Raw genomic sequence first — 18,863 nt, forward strand, 5'->3', positions numbered from 1 at the left:
GCCCCATGCGTATCCACGTCAGCTTCATCGACCGCGTCGGCATTACCCAGGAAGTCCTGGCCTTGCTTGGTGGGCGCAATCTCAACCTGGATGCGGTGGAAATGGTGCCGCCCAACGTCTACATCGACGCCCCGACGCTGAGCGCCGAGGTGCTCGAAGAGCTGCGCGACGCGCTGTTCAGCGTGCACGGTGTACAGGCGGTGACGGTGGTAGACATCCTCCCTGGCCAACGCCGTCACCTGCAACTCGACGCCCTGCTGGCGGCCATGACCGACCCGGTGCTGGCGCTGGACAGCGCGGGCACGATCCTGCTGGCCAACCCGGCACTGATCGCGCTGTACGGGCGCGAACCGGCGGGGGAAAGCATCACCGAGCTGTTCAACGACCCGGCGTTGCTGGACACCTTGCTGGAACAGGGCTTTCGCCTGCCCCTGCGCGAGATCAGCGTCAACGGCCAGACCCTCTTGCTGGACGCCACGCCAATCACCGATGCCGGCGCCCTGCTCACGCTGTACCAGCCGAACCGCATCGGTGAACAACTGTCGGCGCTGCACCACGACCATGCCGAAGGCTTTGACGCGCTATTGGGCGAATCACCGGCGATCCGCACCCTCAAGGCCCGCGCGCAACGGGTGGCCGCGCTGGATGCACCGCTGTTGATCCAGGGCGAAACCGGCACCGGCAAGGAATTGGTGGCGCGAGCCTGCCACGCCATCAGCGCGCGCTACAGTGCACCGTTCCTGGCGTTGAACTGCGCCGCATTGCCGGAGAACCTCGCCGAAAGCGAATTGTTCGGTTACGCCCCCGGCGCCTTTACCGGCGCCCAGCGCGGCGGTAAGCCGGGGCTGATGGAGCTGGCCAACCAGGGCACGGTGTTCCTCGATGAAATCGGCGAAATGTCACCGTATTTGCAGGCCAAGCTGCTGCGTTTTCTCAACGACGGCAGCTTCCGTCGGGTGGGCGGCGACCGCGAAGTGAAGGTCAATGTGCGCATCCTCAGCGCCACCCACCGCAACCTGGAAAAAATGGTCAGCGAAGGCACCTTTCGCGAAGACCTGTTCTACCGTCTCAACGTGCTCAACGTCGAAGTGCCGCCGCTGCGCGAACGCGGCCAGGACATCCTGTTGCTGGCCCGTTACTTCATGCAGCAGGCCTGCGCGCAGATCCAGCGCCCGGTGTGTCGCCTGGCGCCCGGCACCTATCCGGCGCTGTTGGGCAACCGTTGGCCGGGCAATGTGCGCCAGCTGCAGAACGTGATCTTCCGCGCCGCCGCCATTTGCGAAAGCAGCCTGGTGGACATCGGCGACCTGGACATTGCCGGCACCTCGGTGGCCCGCCAAAGCGACGGTGAAATCGACAGCCTCGAACAGGCGGTCGAGGATTTCGAACGCGGCCTGCTGGAGAAACTCTACGCCAGCTATCCCTCGACCCGGCAATTGGCCAGTCGCCTGCAAACCTCCCACACGGCCATCGCCCATCGATTGCGCAAGTACGGCATACCCAATAAGTCCTGAGCTGGACGCCTACCGGGTTGCGTTTCAAAAAGGGTCTGAGAACGACATCCGCTGTACTGAAAGCGCTACAGCGTAACGATTTCGCTACAACCCTGTTTTTTGCGCGCCATCCAAGGCTTTGATCCACATAGGCTTTTTTTCCCAGGCCTGACTGTAGCGAAATCGCTACAGTGGAAACGTATAAGCCTATAACCAAATTTATTAACTTGTTGATTTATAACGAATTAATAAGATTGGCCGCGATATTGCTAAGTAACTCCCCATTATTCCAATCCCGTCCGCCAGACGAATCTGGCCCTGAGGAGTTTCCATGAGCGAGTTGCGTTTCACTGAAGATCACGAATGGCTGCGCGCCGAAGCTGACGGCAGCGTCACCGTGGGTATCACCGCTTTCGCACAGGACGCGCTGGGTGATGTGGTTTTCGTGCAACTGCCGGAGTTGCAGGCCTACGCCAAGGGCGCTGAAGCGTCCACCGTAGAATCGGTCAAGGCCGCCAGCGGCGTGTACATGCCGCTGGACGGTGAAGTGCTGGAAGTGAACGACAAGCTCGATGGCAGCCCGGAACTGGTCAACGAAGACCCGATGGGCGCAGGCTGGTTCTTCCGCTTTAAACCGGCCGATGCCGGGGCGGTAGCTAAACTGTTGGATCAGGACGCGTACGACCGCCTGATCAAAGCCAACGCTGAAGCCTGAGGAGCGCGCCATGACGATCAACTTGAGCACCGCCAACGAATTCATCGCCCGCCACATCGGCCCGCGCCCGCAAGATGAGCAGCAAATGCTCGCCAGCCTGGGCTTCGATTCCCTGGAAGCCCTGAGCGCCAGCGTGATCCCGGAAAGCATCAAGGGCACCAGCGTGCTCGGCCTGGAAGACGGCCTGAGCGAAGCCGAGGCCCTGGCCAAGATCAAGGCCATTGCCAGCCAGAACCAACTGTTCAAGACCTACATCGGCCAGGGCTACTACAACTGCCATACGCCGTCGCCGATCCTGCGCAACCTGCTGGAAAACCCGGCCTGGTACACCGCCTACACCCCCTACCAGCCAGAGATTTCCCAAGGCCGCCTGGAAGCGCTGCTGAACTTCCAGACCCTGATCAGCGACCTCACCGGCCTGCCGATCGCCAACGCTTCGCTGCTGGATGAAGCCACCGCCGCCGCCGAAGCCATGACCTTCTGCAAGCGCCTGAGCAAGAACAAGGGCAGCAACGCCTTCTTCGCCTCTATCCACAGCCACCCGCAAACCCTCGATGTACTGCGCACGCGTGCCGAGCCGCTGGGCATTGACGTGGTCGTGGGCGATGAACGCGAACTGACCGACGTCAGCGCGTTTTTCGGCGCCCTGCTGCAATACCCGGCCAGCAACGGTGACGTGTTCGACTACCGCGCGCTGACCGAGCGCTTCCACGCCGCCAACGCCTTGGTGGCCGTGGCCGCCGACCTGCTGGCCCTGACCCTGCTGACCCCACCGGGTGAGTTCGGCGCCGACGTGGCCATCGGCAGCGCGCAACGCTTCGGCGTCCCGCTGGGCTTCGGTGGCCCGCACGCGGCGTACTTCTCCACCAAGGATGCGTTCAAGCGCGACATGCCGGGGCGTCTCGTCGGTGTGTCGGTAGACCGCTTCGGCAAGCCGGCCCTGCGCCTGGCCATGCAGACCCGCGAGCAACATATTCGCCGCGAGAAAGCCACCAGCAACATCTGCACCGCCCAAGTGCTGCTCGCCAACATCGCCAGCATGTACGCCGTGTACCACGGGCCCAAGGGCCTGACCCAGATCGCCAACCGCATTCATCACCTGACCGCGATCCTCGCCAAGGGCTTGACCGCACTGGGCCTCAAGGTCGAGCAGGAACACTTCTTCGACACCCTGACCCTGCACTCCGGCGCCGACACTGGCGCACTGCACGACAAGGCCCGCACCCAGCGCATCAACCTGCGCGTGGTGGATGCTGAGCGGGTTGGCCTGTCGGTCGACGAAACCACCACCCAAGCCGATATCGAAACCCTGTGGGCGCTCTTCGCTGCGGGCAAAGCCCTGCCGGACTTCAACACCGCCGTGGACAGCAACATGCCTGCCGCATTGCTGCGCCAGTCGCCGATCCTCAGCCACCCGGTGTTCAACCGTTATCACTCCGAAACCGAGCTGATGCGCTACCTGCGCAAGCTGGCGGACAAAGACCTGGCCCTGGACCGCACCATGATCCCGCTGGGCTCATGCACCATGAAGCTCAACGCCGCCAGCGAAATGATCCCAGTGACCTGGGCCGAATTCGGTGCCCTGCACCCGTTCGCCCCGGCCGAGCAAAGTAGCGGTTACCTGCAACTGACCTCCGAGCTGGAAGCCATGCTCTGCGCGGCCACCGGTTACGACGCTATCTCGCTGCAACCGAACGCCGGTTCCCAGGGTGAATACGCCGGCCTGTTGGCGATCCGTGCCTATCACCAGAGCCGTGGCGAAGAGCGTCGCGACATCTGCCTGATCCCGTCGTCGGCCCACGGTACCAACCCGGCGACCGCCAACATGGCCGGTATGCGCGTGGTCGTCACCGCCTGCGATGCCCGTGGCAACGTCGACATCGAAGACCTGCGCGCCAAGGCCATCGAGCACCGCGAACACCTCGCGGCACTGATGATCACCTACCCGTCCACCCACGGCGTGTTCGAAGAAGGCATCCGCGAAATCTGCGGCATCGTTCACGACAACGGCGGCCAGGTGTACATCGACGGCGCCAACATGAACGCCATGGTCGGCCTCTGTGCCCCGGGCAAGTTCGGCGGCGACGTGTCCCACCTGAACCTGCACAAGACCTTCTGCATCCCCCACGGCGGTGGCGGCCCGGGCGTTGGCCCGATTGGCGTCAAGTCCCACCTCACGCCGTTCCTGCCCGGCCACGCGGCCATGGCGCGCAAGGAAGGCGCGGTGTGTGCGGCGCCGTTCGGCAGCGCGAGCATTTTGCCGATCACCTGGATGTACATCAGCATGATGGGCGGCGCCGGCCTCAAGCGCGCGTCGCAGTTGGCGATCCTGAATGCCAACTACATTTCCCGTCGCCTGGAAGAGCACTACCCCGTGCTCTACACCGGCAGCAACGGCCTGGTGGCGCACGAATGCATCCTGGACCTGCGCCCGCTGAAGGACAGCAGCGGCATCAGCGTGGATGACGTGGCCAAGCGCCTGATCGACTTCGGCTTCCACGCACCGACCATGTCGTTCCCGGTGGCCGGCACGCTGATGATCGAGCCGACCGAAAGCGAATCCAAGGAAGAACTGGACCGCTTCTGCGACGCCATGATCGCCATCCGCGAAGAAATCCGCGCAGTGGAGAACGGCACCCTGGACAAGGACGACAACCCACTGAAAAACGCCCCGCATACTGCGGCGGAACTGGTGGGCGAATGGAGCCACCCTTACAGCCGCGAACAAGCGGTATACCCGGTAGCGTCTCTGATCGAAGGCAAGTACTGGCCGCCGGTTGGCCGGGTCGACAACGTGTTTGGTGATCGCAACCTCGTATGCGCATGCCCTTCAATCGAGAGCTACGCATAACCCGAGGCTGAACTCAATCAAATGTGGGAGGGGGCTTGCTCCCGATGACGGAGTGTCAGTTGATCAATCTGGTGACAGACACACCGCTATCGGGGGCAAGCCCCCTCCCACATTTTGACCCCATGAATAATAAGAAACCGGAGAACAACTCATGTCGTTAAGCGTGTTCGACCTGTTCAAGATTGGCATCGGCCCCTCCAGCTCCCACACCGTCGGCCCCATGCGCGCGGCCGCTCGGTTCGCCGAGGGCCTCAAGCGTGACAACCTGCTGAGCACCACCACCGGCATCAAGGTGGAACTCTATGGCTCCCTCGGCGCCACCGGCAAAGGGCACGGCAGCGACAAGGCCGTGCTGCTGGGCCTGGAAGGCGAACACCCGGACACCGTGAACACCGAAACCGTGGCCGCGCGCCTGGCGCAGATGCGCGGCGACGGTCGCTTGAACCTGCTCGGCGAACACAGCATTGCGTTCAACGAGAAAGAACATCTGGCGATGATTCGCAAACCGCTGGCCTACCACCCCAATGGCATGATCTTTCGTGCCTTTGATGCGGCGGGCATCCAGATCCGCAGCCGCGAGTACTACTCGGTCGGCGGCGGTTTCGTGGTGGATGAAGACGCCGCCGGCGCCGACCGGATCGTCGAAGACGCCACGCCCCTGACGTTCCCGTTCAAGCATGCCAAGGACTTGCTCGGCCATTGCACCACCTATGGGCTGTCCATCAGCCAGGTGATGCTCACCAATGAAAGTGCCTGGCGCCCTGAAGCAGAGACCCGCGCCGGCCTGCTGAAGATCTGGCAGGTGATGCAGGACTGCGTGGCAGCCGGCTGTCGCAACGAAGGCATCTTGCCCGGCGGCTTGAAGGTCAAGCGTCGCGCCGCCGCCTTGCATCGCCAGTTGTGCAAGAACCCGGAGTCGGCCCTGCGCGACCCGCTGTCGGTACTGGATTGGGTCAACCTGTACGCCCTGGCCGTCAACGAAGAAAACGCCAACGGCGGGCGCGTGGTCACGGCGCCCACCAACGGCGCGGCCGGGATTGTGCCGGCGGTGCTGCATTACTACATGCGCTTTATCCCCGGCGCGAACGAAGACGGCGTGGTGCGCTTTCTGCTCACCGCCGCCGCCATCGGGATTCTGTACAAGGAAAACGCCTCGATCTCCGGGGCCGAAGTCGGTTGCCAGGGTGAAGTCGGCGTGGCCTGTTCCATGGCCGCTGGCGCGTTGTGCGAAGTATTGGGCGGTACGGTTTCCCAGGTGGAAAACGCCGCCGAGATCGGCATGGAACACAACCTCGGCCTGACCTGCGACCCGATTGGCGGGCTGGTGCAGGTGCCGTGCATCGAGCGCAATGCCATGGGCTCGGTGAAGGCCATCAATGCGGTGCGCATGGCCTTGCGTGGCGACGGGCAACACTTCGTCTCGCTCGACAAGGTCATCCGCACCATGCGCCAGACCGGCGCCGACATGAAAAGCAAATACAAGGAAACCGCCCGTGGCGGTTTGGCGGTCAACATTATCGAGTGCTGACGCCTAAAGGCGCGCCAGCACGTTTTTCAGGAGCTGAATATGTCCACCGAAACCCTGTTGAAAACCCCATTGCACGCCCTGCACCTCGAGTTGGGTGCACGCATGGTGCCCTTTGCCGGCTACGACATGCCGGTGCAATACCCACTGGGCGTGATGAAGGAGCACCTGCACACCCGTGAACAGGCCGGGTTGTTCGACGTGTCCCACATGGGCCAGATCCGCCTCACCGGCGCCAACGCCGCCAAGGCCCTGGAAACCCTGGTACCGGTCGACATCATCGACCTGCCGGTCGGCATGCAGCGCTACGCGATGTTCACCAATGAGCAGGGCGGCATCCTCGACGACCTGATGGTGGCGAACCTGGGTAACGACGAACTGTTCCTGGTGGTCAACGCCGCCTGCAAGGACCAGGACCTGGCGCACCTGCGTGCGCATATCGGCGATCAATGCAGCATCGAGCCGCTGTTCGAAGAGCGCGCCCTGCTCGCCCTGCAAGGCCCGGCGGCGGTCAAGGTGCTGGCGCGCCTGGCACCGGAAGTCACCCAGATGACCTTCATGCAATTCGCCTCCCTGCGCCTGCTGGGCGTGGAGTGCTACGTCAGCCGCTCCGGCTACACCGGTGAAGACGGCTTTGAAATCTCCGTGCCCGCGGCCAACGCCGAAAGCCTGGCACGCAGCCTGCTGGCCGAGGACGAAGTGCAGGCCATCGGCCTGGGCGCCCGTGACTCGCTGCGCCTGGAAGCCGGCCTGTGCCTGTACGGTCACGACATGAACACCGAGACCACCCCAATCGAAGCCAGCCTGTTGTGGGCGATCTCCAAGGCCCGTCGCGCCGACGGTGCACGTGCCGGTGGCTTCCCGGGTGCCGACCGCATCTTCACCCAGCAGCAAACCGGTGTGAGCCGCAAGCGCGTAGGTCTGCTGCCCCAGGAACGCACCCCGGTGCGTGAAGGTGCAGAGATCGTCGACGAACACGGCACCGTGATCGGCAGTGTGTGCAGCGGTGGCTTTGGCCCGAGCCTGGGCGGCCCGCTGGCCATGGGTTACCTGGACAGCGCATTCATCGCGCTGGACACCGAAGTGTCTGCGTTGGTGCGTGGGAAAAAGGTGCCACTTCGTGTAAGTAAAATGCCATTCGTGCCGCAACGTTACTATCGTGGCTGATTGACTGTTCCTATAAGTAACGCGGTTGCGTTAACGTGCACTAATCTGTAACGCAACCGCCATAAAACAGTGCAGCGACGATAGTCATCGTTATAGGATTTAACCTATAACAAGTGACCTGTTCTATCGAATAAGCAAGCCTCCCATTATTCAGCGAAGTGCCATGTGGCCGAGTAAACGCTGGGCTTTTGGCGGGGCTTGTTTTTTCTATATTAGTTGGCGTAGAGTTTGCCCACTGTGTTTGCATGGGTCGCTTGGAACCTGGACCTGGGCAGTAGCCAAAGTTTGCTACAACCCGTTCGACGTCTCTTACTTTCCTGCAACCCAGCCCAGTACTCTTTCCTGTGAAAGGGGCTGTCATTAATTTTTAGCGTCAAGGAAATAAGAAAATGGCTGATCGTCAGAGCGGTACCGTCAAGTGGTTTAACGACGAGAAAGGGTTTGGTTTTATCACTCCAGAAAGCGGTCCGGATCTGTTCGTGCATTTCCGCGCTATTCAAGGCAACGGCTTCAAAAGCCTGAAGGAAGGCCAGAAGGTCACCTTCGTTGCAGTTCAAGGCCAGAAAGGCATGCAGGCTGACGAAGTACAAGCAGAAGGCTGATCCTTTCTGCAACAAAAAGCCCCTGACATGACATCAGGGGCTTTTTTATGGGCGCTATTCCGTAAAATGGTTTTTTTCCTCAGAGAGCCCAGCCATGCCCAAACCCTTGCTGAGTCCCCAAGGCGAGTTCCCCGCCGTTGGCCTGGGCCGTCGCCTGGCAGCGATGTTCTATGACTTCCTGTTGTGCACCGCGCTGCTGATCGTCACCGCGTTTATCTACAAGCTGGTGTGGATCGCGTTCGTGGGCGAAGCCAAGATGCGCACCCTCACCGAATCCGGCGCGCTGGACGGTGACCCGCTGCTGTCGACGATTCTGTTCTTTGTGCTGTTTGGTTTCTTTGCCAAGTTCTGGACCCATTCCGGGCAAACCCTGGGCATGCAGGTCTGGGGCGTACGCGTGCAAAACGCCGACGGCACGCGCATCAGCCTGTGGCAGGCGCTGTTGCGCTTTGTCGTGTCGATTGCGTCATGGTTGTGCGTGGGGCTGGGGTTTGTCTGGTCGTTGTTCGACAAGCAGAAACGCAGTTGGCATGACATCTACTCGGATACGCAGTTGGTGCGCATCCCGAAGCAAAAGAAATAATACCCTTCTTAATTGGAGATCAAAATGTGGGAGGGGGCTTGCCCCCGATAGCGGCTCTACATTCAATATTTCTATTGACTGACACACCGTCATCGGGGGCAAGCCCCCTCCCACATTTTTAACCGAGCTCGCCTCGGTTCAGGCGTTACCCACCAGCTTCAGGCGCGCAGCCTGAGTGAAATCCAGCATGCGCTTGAGCGGCCGCACGGCGTGGGGAATCACCGACGGCTCGACGAATATCTCGTTACTGCCCTCACGCAGGCACTGCAGCGTGCGCTCCAGCGTATTCATCGCCATCCACGGGCAGTGTGCGCAACTGCGGCACGCGGCGCCGTTGCCGGCGGTGGGCGCTTCGACGAAGACCTTGTCCGGGCACAGCTGCTGCATCTTGTAGAAGATGCCGCGGTCGGTCGCCACGATGAAGGTCTTGTTCGGCAGACGCTGTGCCGCCGCAATCAACTGGCTGGTGGAACCCACCGCGTCGGCCAATTCGATCACCGAGGTCGGCGATTCCGGGTGCACCAGGATCGCTGCGTCCGGGTACAGCGCCTTCATGTCTTCCAACTGCTTGGACTTGAACTCCTCGTGGACGATGCACGCACCGTCCCACAGCAGCATGTCGGCACCGGTCTGGCGCTGGATGTAGGTCCCCAGGTGTTTGTCCGGACCCCAGATGATGGTCTCGCCGTTATCCATCAGGCTTTCGACGATTTCCAGCGCACAGCTGGAAGTCACCACCCAATCGGCGCGGGCTTTGACTGCCGCCGAGGTGTTGGCATACACCACCACGGTGCGCTCGGGATGCTGGTCGCAGAACGCCGAAAACTCATCCACCGGGCACCCCAGGTCCAGGGAGCACGTGGCTTCCAGGGTCGGCATGAGGATACGTTTTTCGGGGGTGAGGATTTTGGCGGTCTCGCCCATGAAACGTACACCGGCGACCAATACGGTCTTGGCCGGATGGGCTGCGCCGAAGCGGGCCATTTCCAGGGAGTCGGAGACACAGCCGCCGGTTTCTTCGGCCAGGGCCTGGATCACCGGATCGCAGTAGAAGTGGGCAACCAGCACCGCGTCCTGAGCCTTGAGCTCGGCGGCGATGGCGGCACGCAGGCTTGCCTCTTCCTCGGCGCTGAGGGCCTTGGGCTGCTTGGCGTCGAGGTGGGCTTGAACCAGTAGGCGTTCGGAAATGTGCGTCATGTTCGCAAGACCTGCAGGCGCAGTTGCGCGAAAGTCGAGTGTACCACCGGCTCTGGAGCCCTTCGGGCGCCGCCGGACGAAGTGATTGTGTTCATCAAGCACGGGTGAAGCTGCGCAAGGCTACAGAATATCCAATGGTTTCAAAAGCCTAATCTGGCTTTGACGCGCTCGCCTGTCGGTTAAAAACCCGCAATGGCACTTGGAGTCTCCCCCACCTTTAGAAATCATCTCACGCAAATAGCCGTCAGCGGGCAGAGGTCATGCAGCGCGTTCGTTCAGGCCATTTTGGAAAGATGTTCAAACCGGCACTGGTACTGGGCGTCCTTGAGGCTGCTTTCGAACTGTTCAAGGCCGTCATAGACGTTTTGCAGTCCTTGGATCTGGTTTTTCAGCTCCAGCTTTTTATCCGCAATGGCCTGGCTGACCAAATCCCACGGCAGCTCCTTCCCCCGGTGATCCTGAAGGATCACTTGCATTTCCTTGAGCTTGAAGCCTAGTTGCTGAGCGCATTTGATGAACGTCAGCAGCTCAACGCTTTGCTGGCTATAGACCCGATACGTCCCTTCGCGCACGGGCGGCGGCAGCAAACCAATGTCTTCATAGTGGCGGATAGTCTTGACGGTGGTGCCCGACAGCTGGGCTGCTTTGCCGATATACATGAAAAGTCCTTTTTTGGCACAAGAGTGGGGAGAGCACTTTGGCGCGCGCATCTTCACATATGTCTGCGGAGTCGGAAACGCGAAGGTGTCAAAAGGCAATATATGGCAAGTAGGACGCCGGCATCGCCTGTTGCAAGGCGATGCTGTGCAACGAATGTTTCAGCGGCCAGCGAGAGCCTGGGCTTGCTTGAGCCAAGCGTCACGCTGGGAGGCGTCGGAGCCGAGGACTGGCCCGAACGTGAGGGTCTTCAATGGTTTGATGCCGCAGAACTCCAGGGTGGTCTTGCGCACCTGGTGCAAGCCCGGCATGCGGTAGACCCACTTGTAGTACCACGGCGGGGTATCCATCGTGACCAGCAGGTGAGCCGTGCGCCCTTTCAAAAGCTTGTCGGGAAAGGCTTTGCCTTCGCGGTACTTGAAGGCAAAACCAGGCAGGAATATCCGATCGAAAAAGCCTTTCATCAACGCTGGAATCCCGCCCCACCAGATCGGATAGACAAACGCCAGGTGTTCGGCCCACGTGATATCGGCCTGGGCCTTGAGCAGATCGGGCTCCAACGACTGAACCTGTTTGTAGCCAGCGTGCAGCACTGGATCAAAACTCAGTGCATCCAGGCGTAACAGACGCACGTCGTGCCCGGCACTGGTGGCCTCCTTCATATAGGTGTCGGTCAATGCCCCGCAGAAACTGTCGGTTGAAGGGTGCCCCAGAATCACCAGTACTCGCTTACTCATCATCACTGCATCCTGAATGTAGGGCGCTCAGAATAGGGTGTGCCCGTAACAGGAGAGTCAATAGGGAGGTTTGCCAAAAGCAGGTGTAGCCGGTGCATTGCGTACCGGTAGTAAGCGCCAAATCACAGGCAAAAAAAAACCCGGAAATCCTCACTTGCGTGGGCCTTCCGGATTTTCTAAACCGCCAAAAATGGTGGGTCGTGTGGGATTCGAACCTACGACCAATTGGTTAAAAGCCAACTGCTCTACCAACTGAGCTAACGACCCGCTGTGTGGTGGCGCGTATAATACTGATTTCTAAGGATTATTCAACACCTTATTTGAAATAAATCAGAAATAACGCGTTGGGTCCGTAATTCCGGCCATTTGGAAGCCCTCCGCACGCAGTCGGCAGCTATCGCATTTCCCACAGGCACGGCCGTCATCGTCGGCCTGATAGCAGGAAACAGTCAGCGAGTAATCGACACCAAGTCCTACGCCAGCCTTCACGATATCGGCTTTGCTCAAGTTCTGCAGCGGTGCCTGAATACGAACCCCCTGCCCCTCTACACCCGCCTTGGTCGCCAGGTTGGCCATGCGCTCGAACGATTCGACGAACGCCGGGCGGCAGTCCGGGTAGCCGTTGTAATCCAGGGCATTAACCCCGATGAAGATGTCACGGGCATTCAGAACTTCCGCCCAGCCCAGGGCCAGTGACAGGAACACGGTGTTGCGTGCCGGTACGTAGGTGACCGGGATGCCTTGCGTAGGCGCCTCTGGTACGTCGATGGTGCTATCGGTCAAGGCCGAACCACCCATGCCGTCGAGGTTCAGGCCAATTACCTTGTGTTCAACCACCCCCAGGTCTCGGGCAACCCGGACGGCGGCCTCCAGTTCGGCACGGTGGCGCTGACCGTAGTCGAAGCTCATGGTGTAACAGCTGTAACCTTCAGCGCGTACCATGGCCACTAACGTTGCGGAATCGAGGCCGCCAGACAGCAGGATGACGGCGCGCTGTTGATCAGTCATCTCAGCGCCCTGGCTCGTCGTTCCACAGGTATTTATGCAGCTGCAATTGCAGGCGTACGGGCAGGTTATCGGCAACCACCCAGTCGGCCAGATCGCGCGCGTTCAGGTCATGGTGGCTGGGAGAGAACAATACCTCACCGGCACGGCGGTCAAGGCCGTACTGGATCAGCTTGGAGTTGGCCCAGTCGTAGTCCTCACGGGAACAAATCACGAACTTGACCTGATCGTTGGGCGTCAGCAGCTCGATGTTCTCGTAGCGGTTGCGGTGCACTTCCTTGGAGCCCGGCGTCTTGAGGTCAACCACTCGACTCACACGCGGGTCTACCGCAGAAATATCCAGGGCGCCGCTGGTTTCCAGGGATACTTCGTAACCGGCGTCACACAGCTGTTTGAGCAAGGGTATGGCGTTAGGCTGGGCCAGGGGCTCGCCACCCGTCACACAGACGTAGCGCGGCCGGTAGCTGGCAACCTGCTCCAGGATGTCTTCGAGGGTGCGCACGGTTCCGCCACTGAAGGCGTAGGCACTGTCACAGTATTGGCAACGCAAGGGGCAGCCGGTCAGGCGCACAAAAACAGTGGGCAGGCCAGCGGTTCGCGTTTCACCCTGTAACGAGTAAAAAACTTCGGTGATGCGTAATGTGTCTTGCATAGTCGCCACGGGCGTAACAGCTAAACAGGCTGTCCGCCTCCGTCAGGCACTTCAAGGAACCCCGCCAACGCGTAGACCCCAGGAAGCGTGTGTCATAAAAGGGCGTGGATTCTAACGAAAAAACCCGCGCCAGGCGCGGGTTTCTTCTAAACGGGCTGCATCGCTTACAAGCGTTGCAGATCCCGTTGAGCCAACTGTGCGGCGGAAGTGCCCGGATATTGGGCTACGACCTGCTGCAGAATACCTTTGACCTTGTCGGTATGACCCAGGCGGCGTTCTACGTCAGCGAGTTTGTACAGCGAGTCCGGCACCTTGGCGTGCTTGGGATACAGCTGACTGACCTTGGCAAATGCCTGGCCCGCCCCCTGCAGATCACCCTTTGCCAGATTTACCTCGCCCAACCAGTATTGGGCGTTACCCGCGTACTGGCTGTTTGGGTAGCGGCCCAGGAACGCGGTAAAGGCTTTGCTGGCCTTATCGAAATCCTTGGCCTTGATCAGGTCGAAGGCTGCATCGTAATACAGCTTTTCCTTCGCCGGATCACCCGGTTCACTGCTGGCGGCAGGGGCTTGGCTCGCAGCGGCGGCCCCTGCTGCAGCACCACCGATAGCAGCGCTGGGCGCGCCACCGGCAGAAGAATTATCAGGAGTAGCGGCAGGTGCAACACCGGCTCCTATACGTCGATCAAGATCCTGGTAACGCTCCAGGCCTTCTTGCTTCAGCTGACGCACTTCATTCTGCAGAATTTCAATGGTGCCTTGTTGCTGCGCCAATTGATCCTGCATGCGTTGCAGCTGGTTGAACAGTTCGCCCTGTGCCGAGGGAGCAGACGTAGCCGCTCCCCCAGCATAGGCGCCGTTCGTGCCATAACCCGCTGGCGGATAGCTGCTCCCGCTATTGTTATAGCCAGAGTTGCTATCTTCCACAGGAACCGCAGCCCACACCGCAAGCGGGGCGAGGCTGAGAGCCAATACAGTTAGAGCACGACGGCACGTTCGCATGACGAATTACTTACGCAGTTCGACGCGACGGTTTTGAGCCCAGGACTGCTCGTCGTGGCCAGTAGCAACTGGACGCTCTTTACCGTAGGAAACCAGTTCCAGTTGGCCTGGAGCAACACCTTGCAGTACCAGGTAGCGCTGAACGGCTTTCGCACGACGCTCGCCCAGTGCCATGTTGTACTCACGAGTACCACGTTCGTCGGTGTTACCTTCCAGAACAACGCGAGCGCCGTTAGCTTTCAGGTCCTTCGCGTGAACGTCCAGAGCGCGCATGGCTTCTGGTTTCAGGTCCGAACTGTCGTATTCGAAGTAGAAAGTGGTGATTGCGCGCAGAGCAGCTTCTTCGCTCAGGGAGCCGTCAACTGCACCAGTGTTAGCGCCGTAACCAGCGTTTGGATCAACAGCTGCGCCTTCACCGGCATTGTCGCCGCCTTTAGACGAGCAACCAACGGCTACGGACAGAGCCAGAGCCAGAGCAGCAAACTTACCAAACTTCAGCATTTCCATCGTGAAACTCCTAATGAACCCCAGTGTGTTAAGCAAATCTTTTTGTAGCGCCGCGTCAGTTCAGGTAAGGGGACCAGGATGGTTCTCTGACTTCGCCTTGTGCGGTAGGAAGCGGGAGCCTTACGCGTCCATTAATGGACACGAGCATCAAGACTCCCCGGCCCTGCTGGCGGGTGGCGTAGATTACCATGGTGCCGTTGGGCGCAACAGTGGCTGACTCATCAAGGTTGGTATCTGTGAGGATTTTTACGGTTCCGCGCTGCAAATCCTGGACCGCAACCCGGAAATTAGTGAAACCATCCTGACGGTGAATCATCACCAACGTCTTTTCATCAGCCGAAAGCTTCGGATTGGCGTTGTAGTTACCGATAAAGGTCACGCGTTCCGCGCCCCCACCGCCAACACTCGTTTTGTAGATTTGTGGCTTGCCGCCGCGGTCGGAGGTGAAGTAGATGGTCGAACCATCCTTGCCCCAGAACGGTTCGGTGTTGATACCTGGGCCACTGGTCACACGGCTGATCTGGCGCGAAGCCATGTTCATCACGTAGATGTCCGGGTTGCCGTCCTTGGACAGTACGAATGCCAGGCGCGAACCATCCGGCGACCAGGCCGGCGCACCGTTGAGGCCTTCGAAGTTGGTGATCTGCTCACGACGGCCAGTATCGATGTGCTGGACGAAGATACGCGGACGCTTCTGTTCGAAAGACACGTAGGCAATACGCTTGCCGTCCGGCGCGAAGCGCGGCGACAGGATTGGCTCACGCGATTGCAGCAAGGTAACGGCGCGCGCGCCGTCGTAGTCCGAACGCTGCAGGGTGTAGCGAGTGTTGTCTACGGAGAAACGCTCAGCCGTTACATAAAGCAGACGCGTCGAGAACGCACCCTTGATGCCGGTGAGCTTTTCAAACGACTGGTCCGAGATGTAGTGGGCCATGTCCCGCAGTTGTTCGGCGGTGCCCGATACGCTGCCGGTCAAGACCTGCTGCTCAGTGGCCACGTTGAACAAGGTGTACTGGATCTGCAGGCGACCACCGGCCGGCGTGATGCTGCCGACCATCAGGTACTGCGCGCCCACCGCTTTCCAGTCACGGAAGATGACTTCGCTGGCCTGGGTCGGCTGGCTGATCATGTTGCCTTTCGGAATCGGTGCGTAGTAACCGGAGTTACGCAGGTCGTCGCTGACGATCTGGGCCATGTCGTCCGGCAGCACGCTGCCGCCCTGCCAGCCAAACGGTACTACCGCGATCGGGGTGGCCCGATCGCTGCCGCTGGTGACCAGGATGTTCTTTTCATCCGCCGCCGCTATCCCTGCCATACAGCAAATAACGACAAGCATTCCTCGAAGAAGGTTTCTCACAAGGCTAGATCCTCAGGTGTGAATGTCATCTTGAATGAACGATAGGGAGCGAAGTCGCTTGGTTTCATTCCCTGCATCTCGGTCAACCGGCCAATATTCTTGACTGCGGCAACCGCCGAACTGTCGAACGAACCGTCACCACTGGACTTGGCCACGCTGACCGAAGTCACCGTACCGTCCGGCAACATGCCGATCTGCAGCACTACTGTCATGCCTTTGCGTGCCGAAGGTGGACGTGTCCAGCCCTCTGCTGCCCGCGCCCGAATCAGGTCGTCGAAACTGCCCGCGACTTCATCACCACGTTCATCGGCCAAGGCCTGCTGACGCTGCGGCGTGTCGGAGAGCAAATCTGCCAAGGCCTGGGCCTTTTTCTCTTCGGCGGATTTGCGCGCTGCTTCCTGGGCCTTTTTCTTGGTGGCATCGGCGGCAGCTTTCTTCTTCGCGTCGTCGGCGATTTTCTTCTTCGCCTCGTCTGCTTCAGCTTTTTTCTTGGCGTCTTCGGCGGCTTTCTTCTTCGCGTCTTCGACTATCTTTTTCTTGGCGTCTTCAGCGGCCTGTTTCTTGGCCTCTTCTTCGGCAGCCTTTTTGGCTTCTTCTTCAGATTTCTTCTTGGCTATATCAGCCAATTGTTTCTCTTCAGCTTTTTTAGCTTCGGCAGCTTTCTCGGCTTTCTTGGCTTCATCAGCCTTTTTCGCCTCGTCGGCCTTCTTGGCTTCGTCAGCCTTTTTCGATTCCTCGGCCTTTTGAGCCGCCTCTTCTTTCTTTTGTTCCGCAGCAGCCTTCACCGCTTCCTGCTCGACCTTCTTCTGTTCCATCTGTTCGACTTCAGTCTGGCGCGCAGCCGACTTCTGGGCCTCACCTGCAATCTTCTGATTGGTCTGGGTAGTGGCCTGGCTTTTCGATTTCAGCTGATACAGGGTCGCCTGCACGATCGGTTTGGCTGGCGGCAGGTCCGGGGTCATGGCAAAGCTGACGAACAGCATGCCAAATACCAGGACGTGCAGGGCAATTGCCCAGACGCTAGGCCAGAAGAAGCTTTCCGAGGCGGACGGCTCTCGCTGTTGCTGCATCAGGGCGCCTCGGTAATCAAGCCAACGTTGCCGACGCCGGCCTTCTGCAGCCCGCCCATGGCGCCCATGACGGAGCCGTAGTCGACCGACTTGTCGCCGCGGATGAACACCTGGGTGTGCTTGCCGCCTTCGTTGCCGGAGCGAATGATCTTGGTCACCGCATCGGTCATCGCCGGCAGGGTCAAGGCCTTGTCCTGTTGTTTCTGAGTGTCGACTTCGCTGCCAAGGTTCCAGTAATAGGTCTTGTCAGCCTTGATCGAAATGGTCAGGACCTGAGTGTTGTTGTCTTGCGGCAAGGCTTCACTGGAAACCTTGGGCAGATCAACTTTCACGCCCTGGTTGAGCATCGGCGCGGTCACCATGAAGATCACCAGCAGCACCAGCATCACGTCGATGTAGGGCACTACGTTCATCTCGGCGACCGGCTTGCGCTTTTTGCGAGCTCGAGCGATTAAAGCCATTGGGAATTACCTGCTTATTCTTCGCTGGTGTGCACTTTACGGTGCAGGATCGCCTGGAATTCATCGGCGAAGGTGTAGTAACGGCTGATCAACGTTTCGCTGGTGGCAGCAAAGCGGTTATAGGCAATTACTGCGGGGATAGCGGCAAACAGGCCGATCGCGGTGGCGATCAGGGCTTCGGCAATACCCGGGGCCACGGTGGCCAGGGTCGCTTGCTGGGCCTGGGCCAGGCCGCGGAACGAGTTCATGATCCCCCACACGGTACCGAACAGGCCGATGTACGGGCTGACGGAACCGACGGTAGCGAGGAACGGCAGACTCTGCTCCAGTTTCTCTTCTTCACGGGAAATGGCGACGCGCATGGCACGGGCCACGCCTTCCATGACCGCTTCCGGATCCACACCCGGCTGCTGGCGCAGGCGCGAGAATTCCTTGAAGCCGGCGCGGAAGATCTGCTCGACGCCCGAGTCCGGGTCCGGGTTGCTGCCGGCCTGGCGGTACAGCTTGGACAGGTCGATACCCGACCAGAAGCGCTCTTCAAAGCTCTCCAGGGCACGTCGACCGGCACGCAGCAGGTTGCTGCGCTGAAAAATCATGATCCATGAGGTAACCGATGCGGCTACCAGGGTCAGCATCACCAGTTGAACCACGACACTGGCATTGCTGACCAGGCTCCACATGGAGGAATGGTCGACGACGGTAGGTTCCACGCTAAATCTCCTGCTTTGATTGTTTACCCGCGCCGCTCACGGCGGCAAAGGCCGCACGTAGAGTTTCGGGAATGGCCCGAGGTTTCAAACTATTGGTGCGCACACACGCCACCAGGAACTGCCCCTCACAGAGCAGCGTTGCATCCGTTGCCCGCCTGACCTGCTGCTTGAAACGCAGGCTGGCACGGTTCAATTCGATTACTTCAGCGCTGACCAGCAGCTCGTCGTCCAGTCGCGCCGGTGCGTGGTAACGCGCCTCGCTGGAATGCACGACGAATAACAGGTCCTCCCCTGCCAGCTGGGATTGGGCAAAGCCCAGCTCCCGTAGCCGCTCGGTTCGAGCCCGCTCCATGAACTTGAGGTAATTGACGTAATAAACGATACCGCCGGCATCGGTGTCCTCGTAATAAACGCGACAGCGATGTGCGAACGACTGATCCCCGTTTTGCGCGCGCATACTCTAGTGCTTACTCCTCAGGTTGCCAATCCGGCAGGGCAACTGTTTTTTCATTCTCGAAAAACATATCCAGTGACTGAATGACGACGCCAGCCACTAGGACAGCACAAACATCG

At 59.9% G+C, this 18,863-nt stretch carries 19 protein-coding genes and 1 tRNA gene; 7 read left to right on the forward strand and 13 right to left on the reverse strand.

Annotated elements, in window-relative coordinates:
• Positions 1 to 5 precede the first annotated feature (5 nt).
• The 7 genes from FIV39_RS21425 to FIV39_RS21455 all read left to right on the forward strand — a co-directional run bounded on the left by FIV39_RS21425 (position 6) and on the right by FIV39_RS21455 (position 8,936).
• Complete coding sequence (locus FIV39_RS21425) at positions 6 to 1,514, forward strand: sigma-54-dependent transcriptional regulator (protein WP_090400551.1); 1,509 nt, start codon at positions 6 to 8, stop codon at positions 1,512 to 1,514.
• Between the two features lie 310 nt (positions 1,515 to 1,824).
• Complete coding sequence (gcvH, locus tag FIV39_RS21430; protein WP_090400552.1) at positions 1,825 to 2,208, forward strand: glycine cleavage system protein GcvH; 384 nt, start codon at positions 1,825 to 1,827, stop codon at positions 2,206 to 2,208.
• A gap of 10 nt (positions 2,209 to 2,218) precedes the next feature.
• Positions 2,219 to 5,059, forward strand: coding sequence for an aminomethyl-transferring glycine dehydrogenase (gcvP, locus tag FIV39_RS21435; protein ID WP_146371603.1), 2,841 nt, complete (start codon positions 2,219 to 2,221; stop codon positions 5,057 to 5,059).
• Positions 5,060 to 5,210: 151 nt separating this feature from the next.
• Positions 5,211 to 6,587 (forward strand): L-serine ammonia-lyase, encoded by a 1,377-nt coding sequence (locus tag FIV39_RS21440; RefSeq protein WP_090400554.1) that lies wholly within the window; start codon positions 5,211 to 5,213, stop codon positions 6,585 to 6,587.
• A gap of 39 nt (positions 6,588 to 6,626) precedes the next feature.
• Positions 6,627 to 7,751 carry a glycine cleavage system aminomethyltransferase GcvT gene (gcvT, locus tag FIV39_RS21445; protein WP_090400555.1) on the forward strand — a complete coding sequence of 375 codons (1,125 nt, stop codon included), beginning with the start codon at positions 6,627 to 6,629 and terminating at the stop codon, positions 7,749 to 7,751.
• A 389-nt stretch (positions 7,752 to 8,140) separates the two neighbouring features.
• On the forward strand, positions 8,141 to 8,353 hold the full coding sequence (locus tag FIV39_RS21450) for a cold-shock protein (protein WP_014339904.1): 213 nt from the start codon (positions 8,141 to 8,143) through the stop codon (positions 8,351 to 8,353).
• A gap of 94 nt (positions 8,354 to 8,447) precedes the next feature.
• A complete protein-coding gene (locus FIV39_RS21455) occupies positions 8,448 to 8,936 on the forward strand; it encodes an RDD family protein (RefSeq protein WP_090400556.1) in 489 nt (162 codons plus the stop codon).
• Between the two features lie 138 nt (positions 8,937 to 9,074).
• Here FIV39_RS21455 and nadA read toward each other — a convergent pair whose 3' ends face one another.
• The 13 genes from nadA to ybgC all read right to left on the reverse strand — a co-directional run bounded on the left by nadA (position 9,075) and on the right by ybgC (position 18,747).
• Positions 9,075 to 10,133: a quinolinate synthase NadA gene (gene nadA / locus FIV39_RS21460; protein ID WP_090400557.1), complete on the reverse strand. Its 1,059-nt coding sequence runs from the start codon at positions 10,131 to 10,133 to the stop codon at positions 9,075 to 9,077.
• Between the two features lie 275 nt (positions 10,134 to 10,408).
• Entirely contained in the window at positions 10,409 to 10,792 is a 384-nt protein-coding gene (locus tag FIV39_RS21465) for a MerR family transcriptional regulator (protein WP_090400558.1), read from the reverse strand.
• A gap of 159 nt (positions 10,793 to 10,951) precedes the next feature.
• Positions 10,952 to 11,530 (reverse strand): NAD(P)H-dependent oxidoreductase, encoded by a 579-nt coding sequence (locus FIV39_RS21470; RefSeq protein WP_090400559.1) that lies wholly within the window; start codon positions 11,528 to 11,530, stop codon positions 10,952 to 10,954.
• A gap of 188 nt (positions 11,531 to 11,718) precedes the next feature.
• Positions 11,719 to 11,794, reverse strand: a tRNA-Lys gene (locus FIV39_RS21475).
• A 63-nt stretch (positions 11,795 to 11,857) separates the two neighbouring features.
• The gene (gene queC, locus FIV39_RS21480) at positions 11,858 to 12,535 is read right to left on the reverse strand and encodes a 7-cyano-7-deazaguanine synthase QueC (RefSeq protein WP_090400560.1); all 678 of its coding nucleotides are present in this window, start codon (positions 12,533 to 12,535) and stop codon (positions 11,858 to 11,860) included.
• A gap of 1 nt (position 12,536) precedes the next feature.
• Positions 12,537 to 13,184: a 7-carboxy-7-deazaguanine synthase QueE gene (queE, locus tag FIV39_RS21485; protein WP_090400561.1), complete on the reverse strand. Its 648-nt coding sequence runs from the start codon at positions 13,182 to 13,184 to the stop codon at positions 12,537 to 12,539.
• Positions 13,185 to 13,348: 164 nt separating this feature from the next.
• The gene (ybgF, locus tag FIV39_RS21490; protein ID WP_090400562.1) at positions 13,349 to 14,185 is read right to left on the reverse strand and encodes a tol-pal system protein YbgF; all 837 of its coding nucleotides are present in this window, start codon (positions 14,183 to 14,185) and stop codon (positions 13,349 to 13,351) included.
• A 6-nt stretch (positions 14,186 to 14,191) separates the two neighbouring features.
• Positions 14,192 to 14,692, reverse strand: a complete 501-nt coding sequence (gene pal, locus FIV39_RS21495) for a peptidoglycan-associated lipoprotein Pal (RefSeq protein ID WP_003209827.1) — start codon at positions 14,690 to 14,692, stop codon at positions 14,192 to 14,194.
• A 55-nt stretch (positions 14,693 to 14,747) separates the two neighbouring features.
• Positions 14,748 to 16,028 (reverse strand): Tol-Pal system beta propeller repeat protein TolB, encoded by a 1,281-nt coding sequence (gene tolB, locus FIV39_RS21500; protein WP_186731548.1) that lies wholly within the window; start codon positions 16,026 to 16,028, stop codon positions 14,748 to 14,750.
• A gap of 17 nt (positions 16,029 to 16,045) precedes the next feature.
• Complete coding sequence (gene tolA / locus FIV39_RS21505) at positions 16,046 to 17,119, reverse strand: cell envelope integrity protein TolA (protein ID WP_090400564.1); 1,074 nt, start codon at positions 17,117 to 17,119, stop codon at positions 16,046 to 16,048.
• Positions 17,119 to 17,571 (reverse strand): protein TolR, encoded by a 453-nt coding sequence (gene tolR / locus FIV39_RS21510; protein WP_161793227.1) that lies wholly within the window; start codon positions 17,569 to 17,571, stop codon positions 17,119 to 17,121. Before tolR ends, tolA begins: the two co-directional genes overlap by 1 nt.
• 23 nt (positions 17,572 to 17,594) lie before the next feature.
• Complete coding sequence (gene tolQ / locus FIV39_RS21515; protein ID WP_090400565.1) at positions 17,595 to 18,290, reverse strand: protein TolQ; 696 nt, start codon at positions 18,288 to 18,290, stop codon at positions 17,595 to 17,597.
• Between the two features lies 1 nt (position 18,291).
• Entirely contained in the window at positions 18,292 to 18,747 is a 456-nt protein-coding gene (ybgC, locus tag FIV39_RS21520; RefSeq protein ID WP_032890914.1) for a tol-pal system-associated acyl-CoA thioesterase, read from the reverse strand.
• Positions 18,748 to 18,863: the final 116 nt, after the last annotated feature.

Source organism: Pseudomonas grimontii (genome assembly GCF_007858185.1).
Taxonomy (GTDB): Bacteria; Pseudomonadota; Gammaproteobacteria; order Pseudomonadales; family Pseudomonadaceae; genus Aquipseudomonas; species Aquipseudomonas grimontii.

Coding starts and splice junctions, on each gene's coding strand:
- gcvT (WP_090400555.1), top strand. CDS start 6,627: ATGTCCACCGAAACCCTGTTGAAAACCCCATTGCACGCCCTGCACCTC.
- gcvP (WP_146371603.1), top strand. CDS start 2,219: ATGACGATCAACTTGAGCACCGCCAACGAATTCATCGCCCGCCACATC.
- tolB (WP_186731548.1), bottom strand. CDS start 16,028: ATGCTTGTCGTTATTTGCTGTATGGCAGGGATAGCGGCGGCGGATGAA.
- nadA (WP_090400557.1), bottom strand. CDS start 10,133: ATGACGCACATTTCCGAACGCCTACTGGTTCAAGCCCACCTCGACGCC.
- FIV39_RS21470 (WP_090400559.1), bottom strand. CDS start 11,530: ATGATGAGTAAGCGAGTACTGGTGATTCTGGGGCACCCTTCAACCGAC.
- queE (WP_090400561.1), bottom strand. CDS start 13,184: ATGCAAGACACATTACGCATCACCGAAGTTTTTTACTCGTTACAGGGT.
- FIV39_RS21450 (WP_014339904.1), top strand. CDS start 8,141: ATGGCTGATCGTCAGAGCGGTACCGTCAAGTGGTTTAACGACGAGAAA.
- FIV39_RS21425 (WP_090400551.1), top strand. CDS start 6: ATGCGTATCCACGTCAGCTTCATCGACCGCGTCGGCATTACCCAGGAA.
- gcvH (WP_090400552.1), top strand. CDS start 1,825: ATGAGCGAGTTGCGTTTCACTGAAGATCACGAATGGCTGCGCGCCGAA.
- FIV39_RS21440 (WP_090400554.1), top strand. CDS start 5,211: ATGTCGTTAAGCGTGTTCGACCTGTTCAAGATTGGCATCGGCCCCTCC.
- tolA (WP_090400564.1), bottom strand. CDS start 17,119: ATGCAGCAACAGCGAGAGCCGTCCGCCTCGGAAAGCTTCTTCTGGCCT.
- ybgF (WP_090400562.1), bottom strand. CDS start 14,185: ATGCGAACGTGCCGTCGTGCTCTAACTGTATTGGCTCTCAGCCTCGCC.
- pal (WP_003209827.1), bottom strand. CDS start 14,692: ATGGAAATGCTGAAGTTTGGTAAGTTTGCTGCTCTGGCTCTGGCTCTG.
- FIV39_RS21455 (WP_090400556.1), top strand. CDS start 8,448: ATGCCCAAACCCTTGCTGAGTCCCCAAGGCGAGTTCCCCGCCGTTGGC.
- FIV39_RS21465 (WP_090400558.1), bottom strand. CDS start 10,792: ATGTATATCGGCAAAGCAGCCCAGCTGTCGGGCACCACCGTCAAGACT.
- ybgC (WP_032890914.1), bottom strand. CDS start 18,747: ATGCGCGCGCAAAACGGGGATCAGTCGTTCGCACATCGCTGTCGCGTT.
- queC (WP_090400560.1), bottom strand. CDS start 12,535: ATGACTGATCAACAGCGCGCCGTCATCCTGCTGTCTGGCGGCCTCGAT.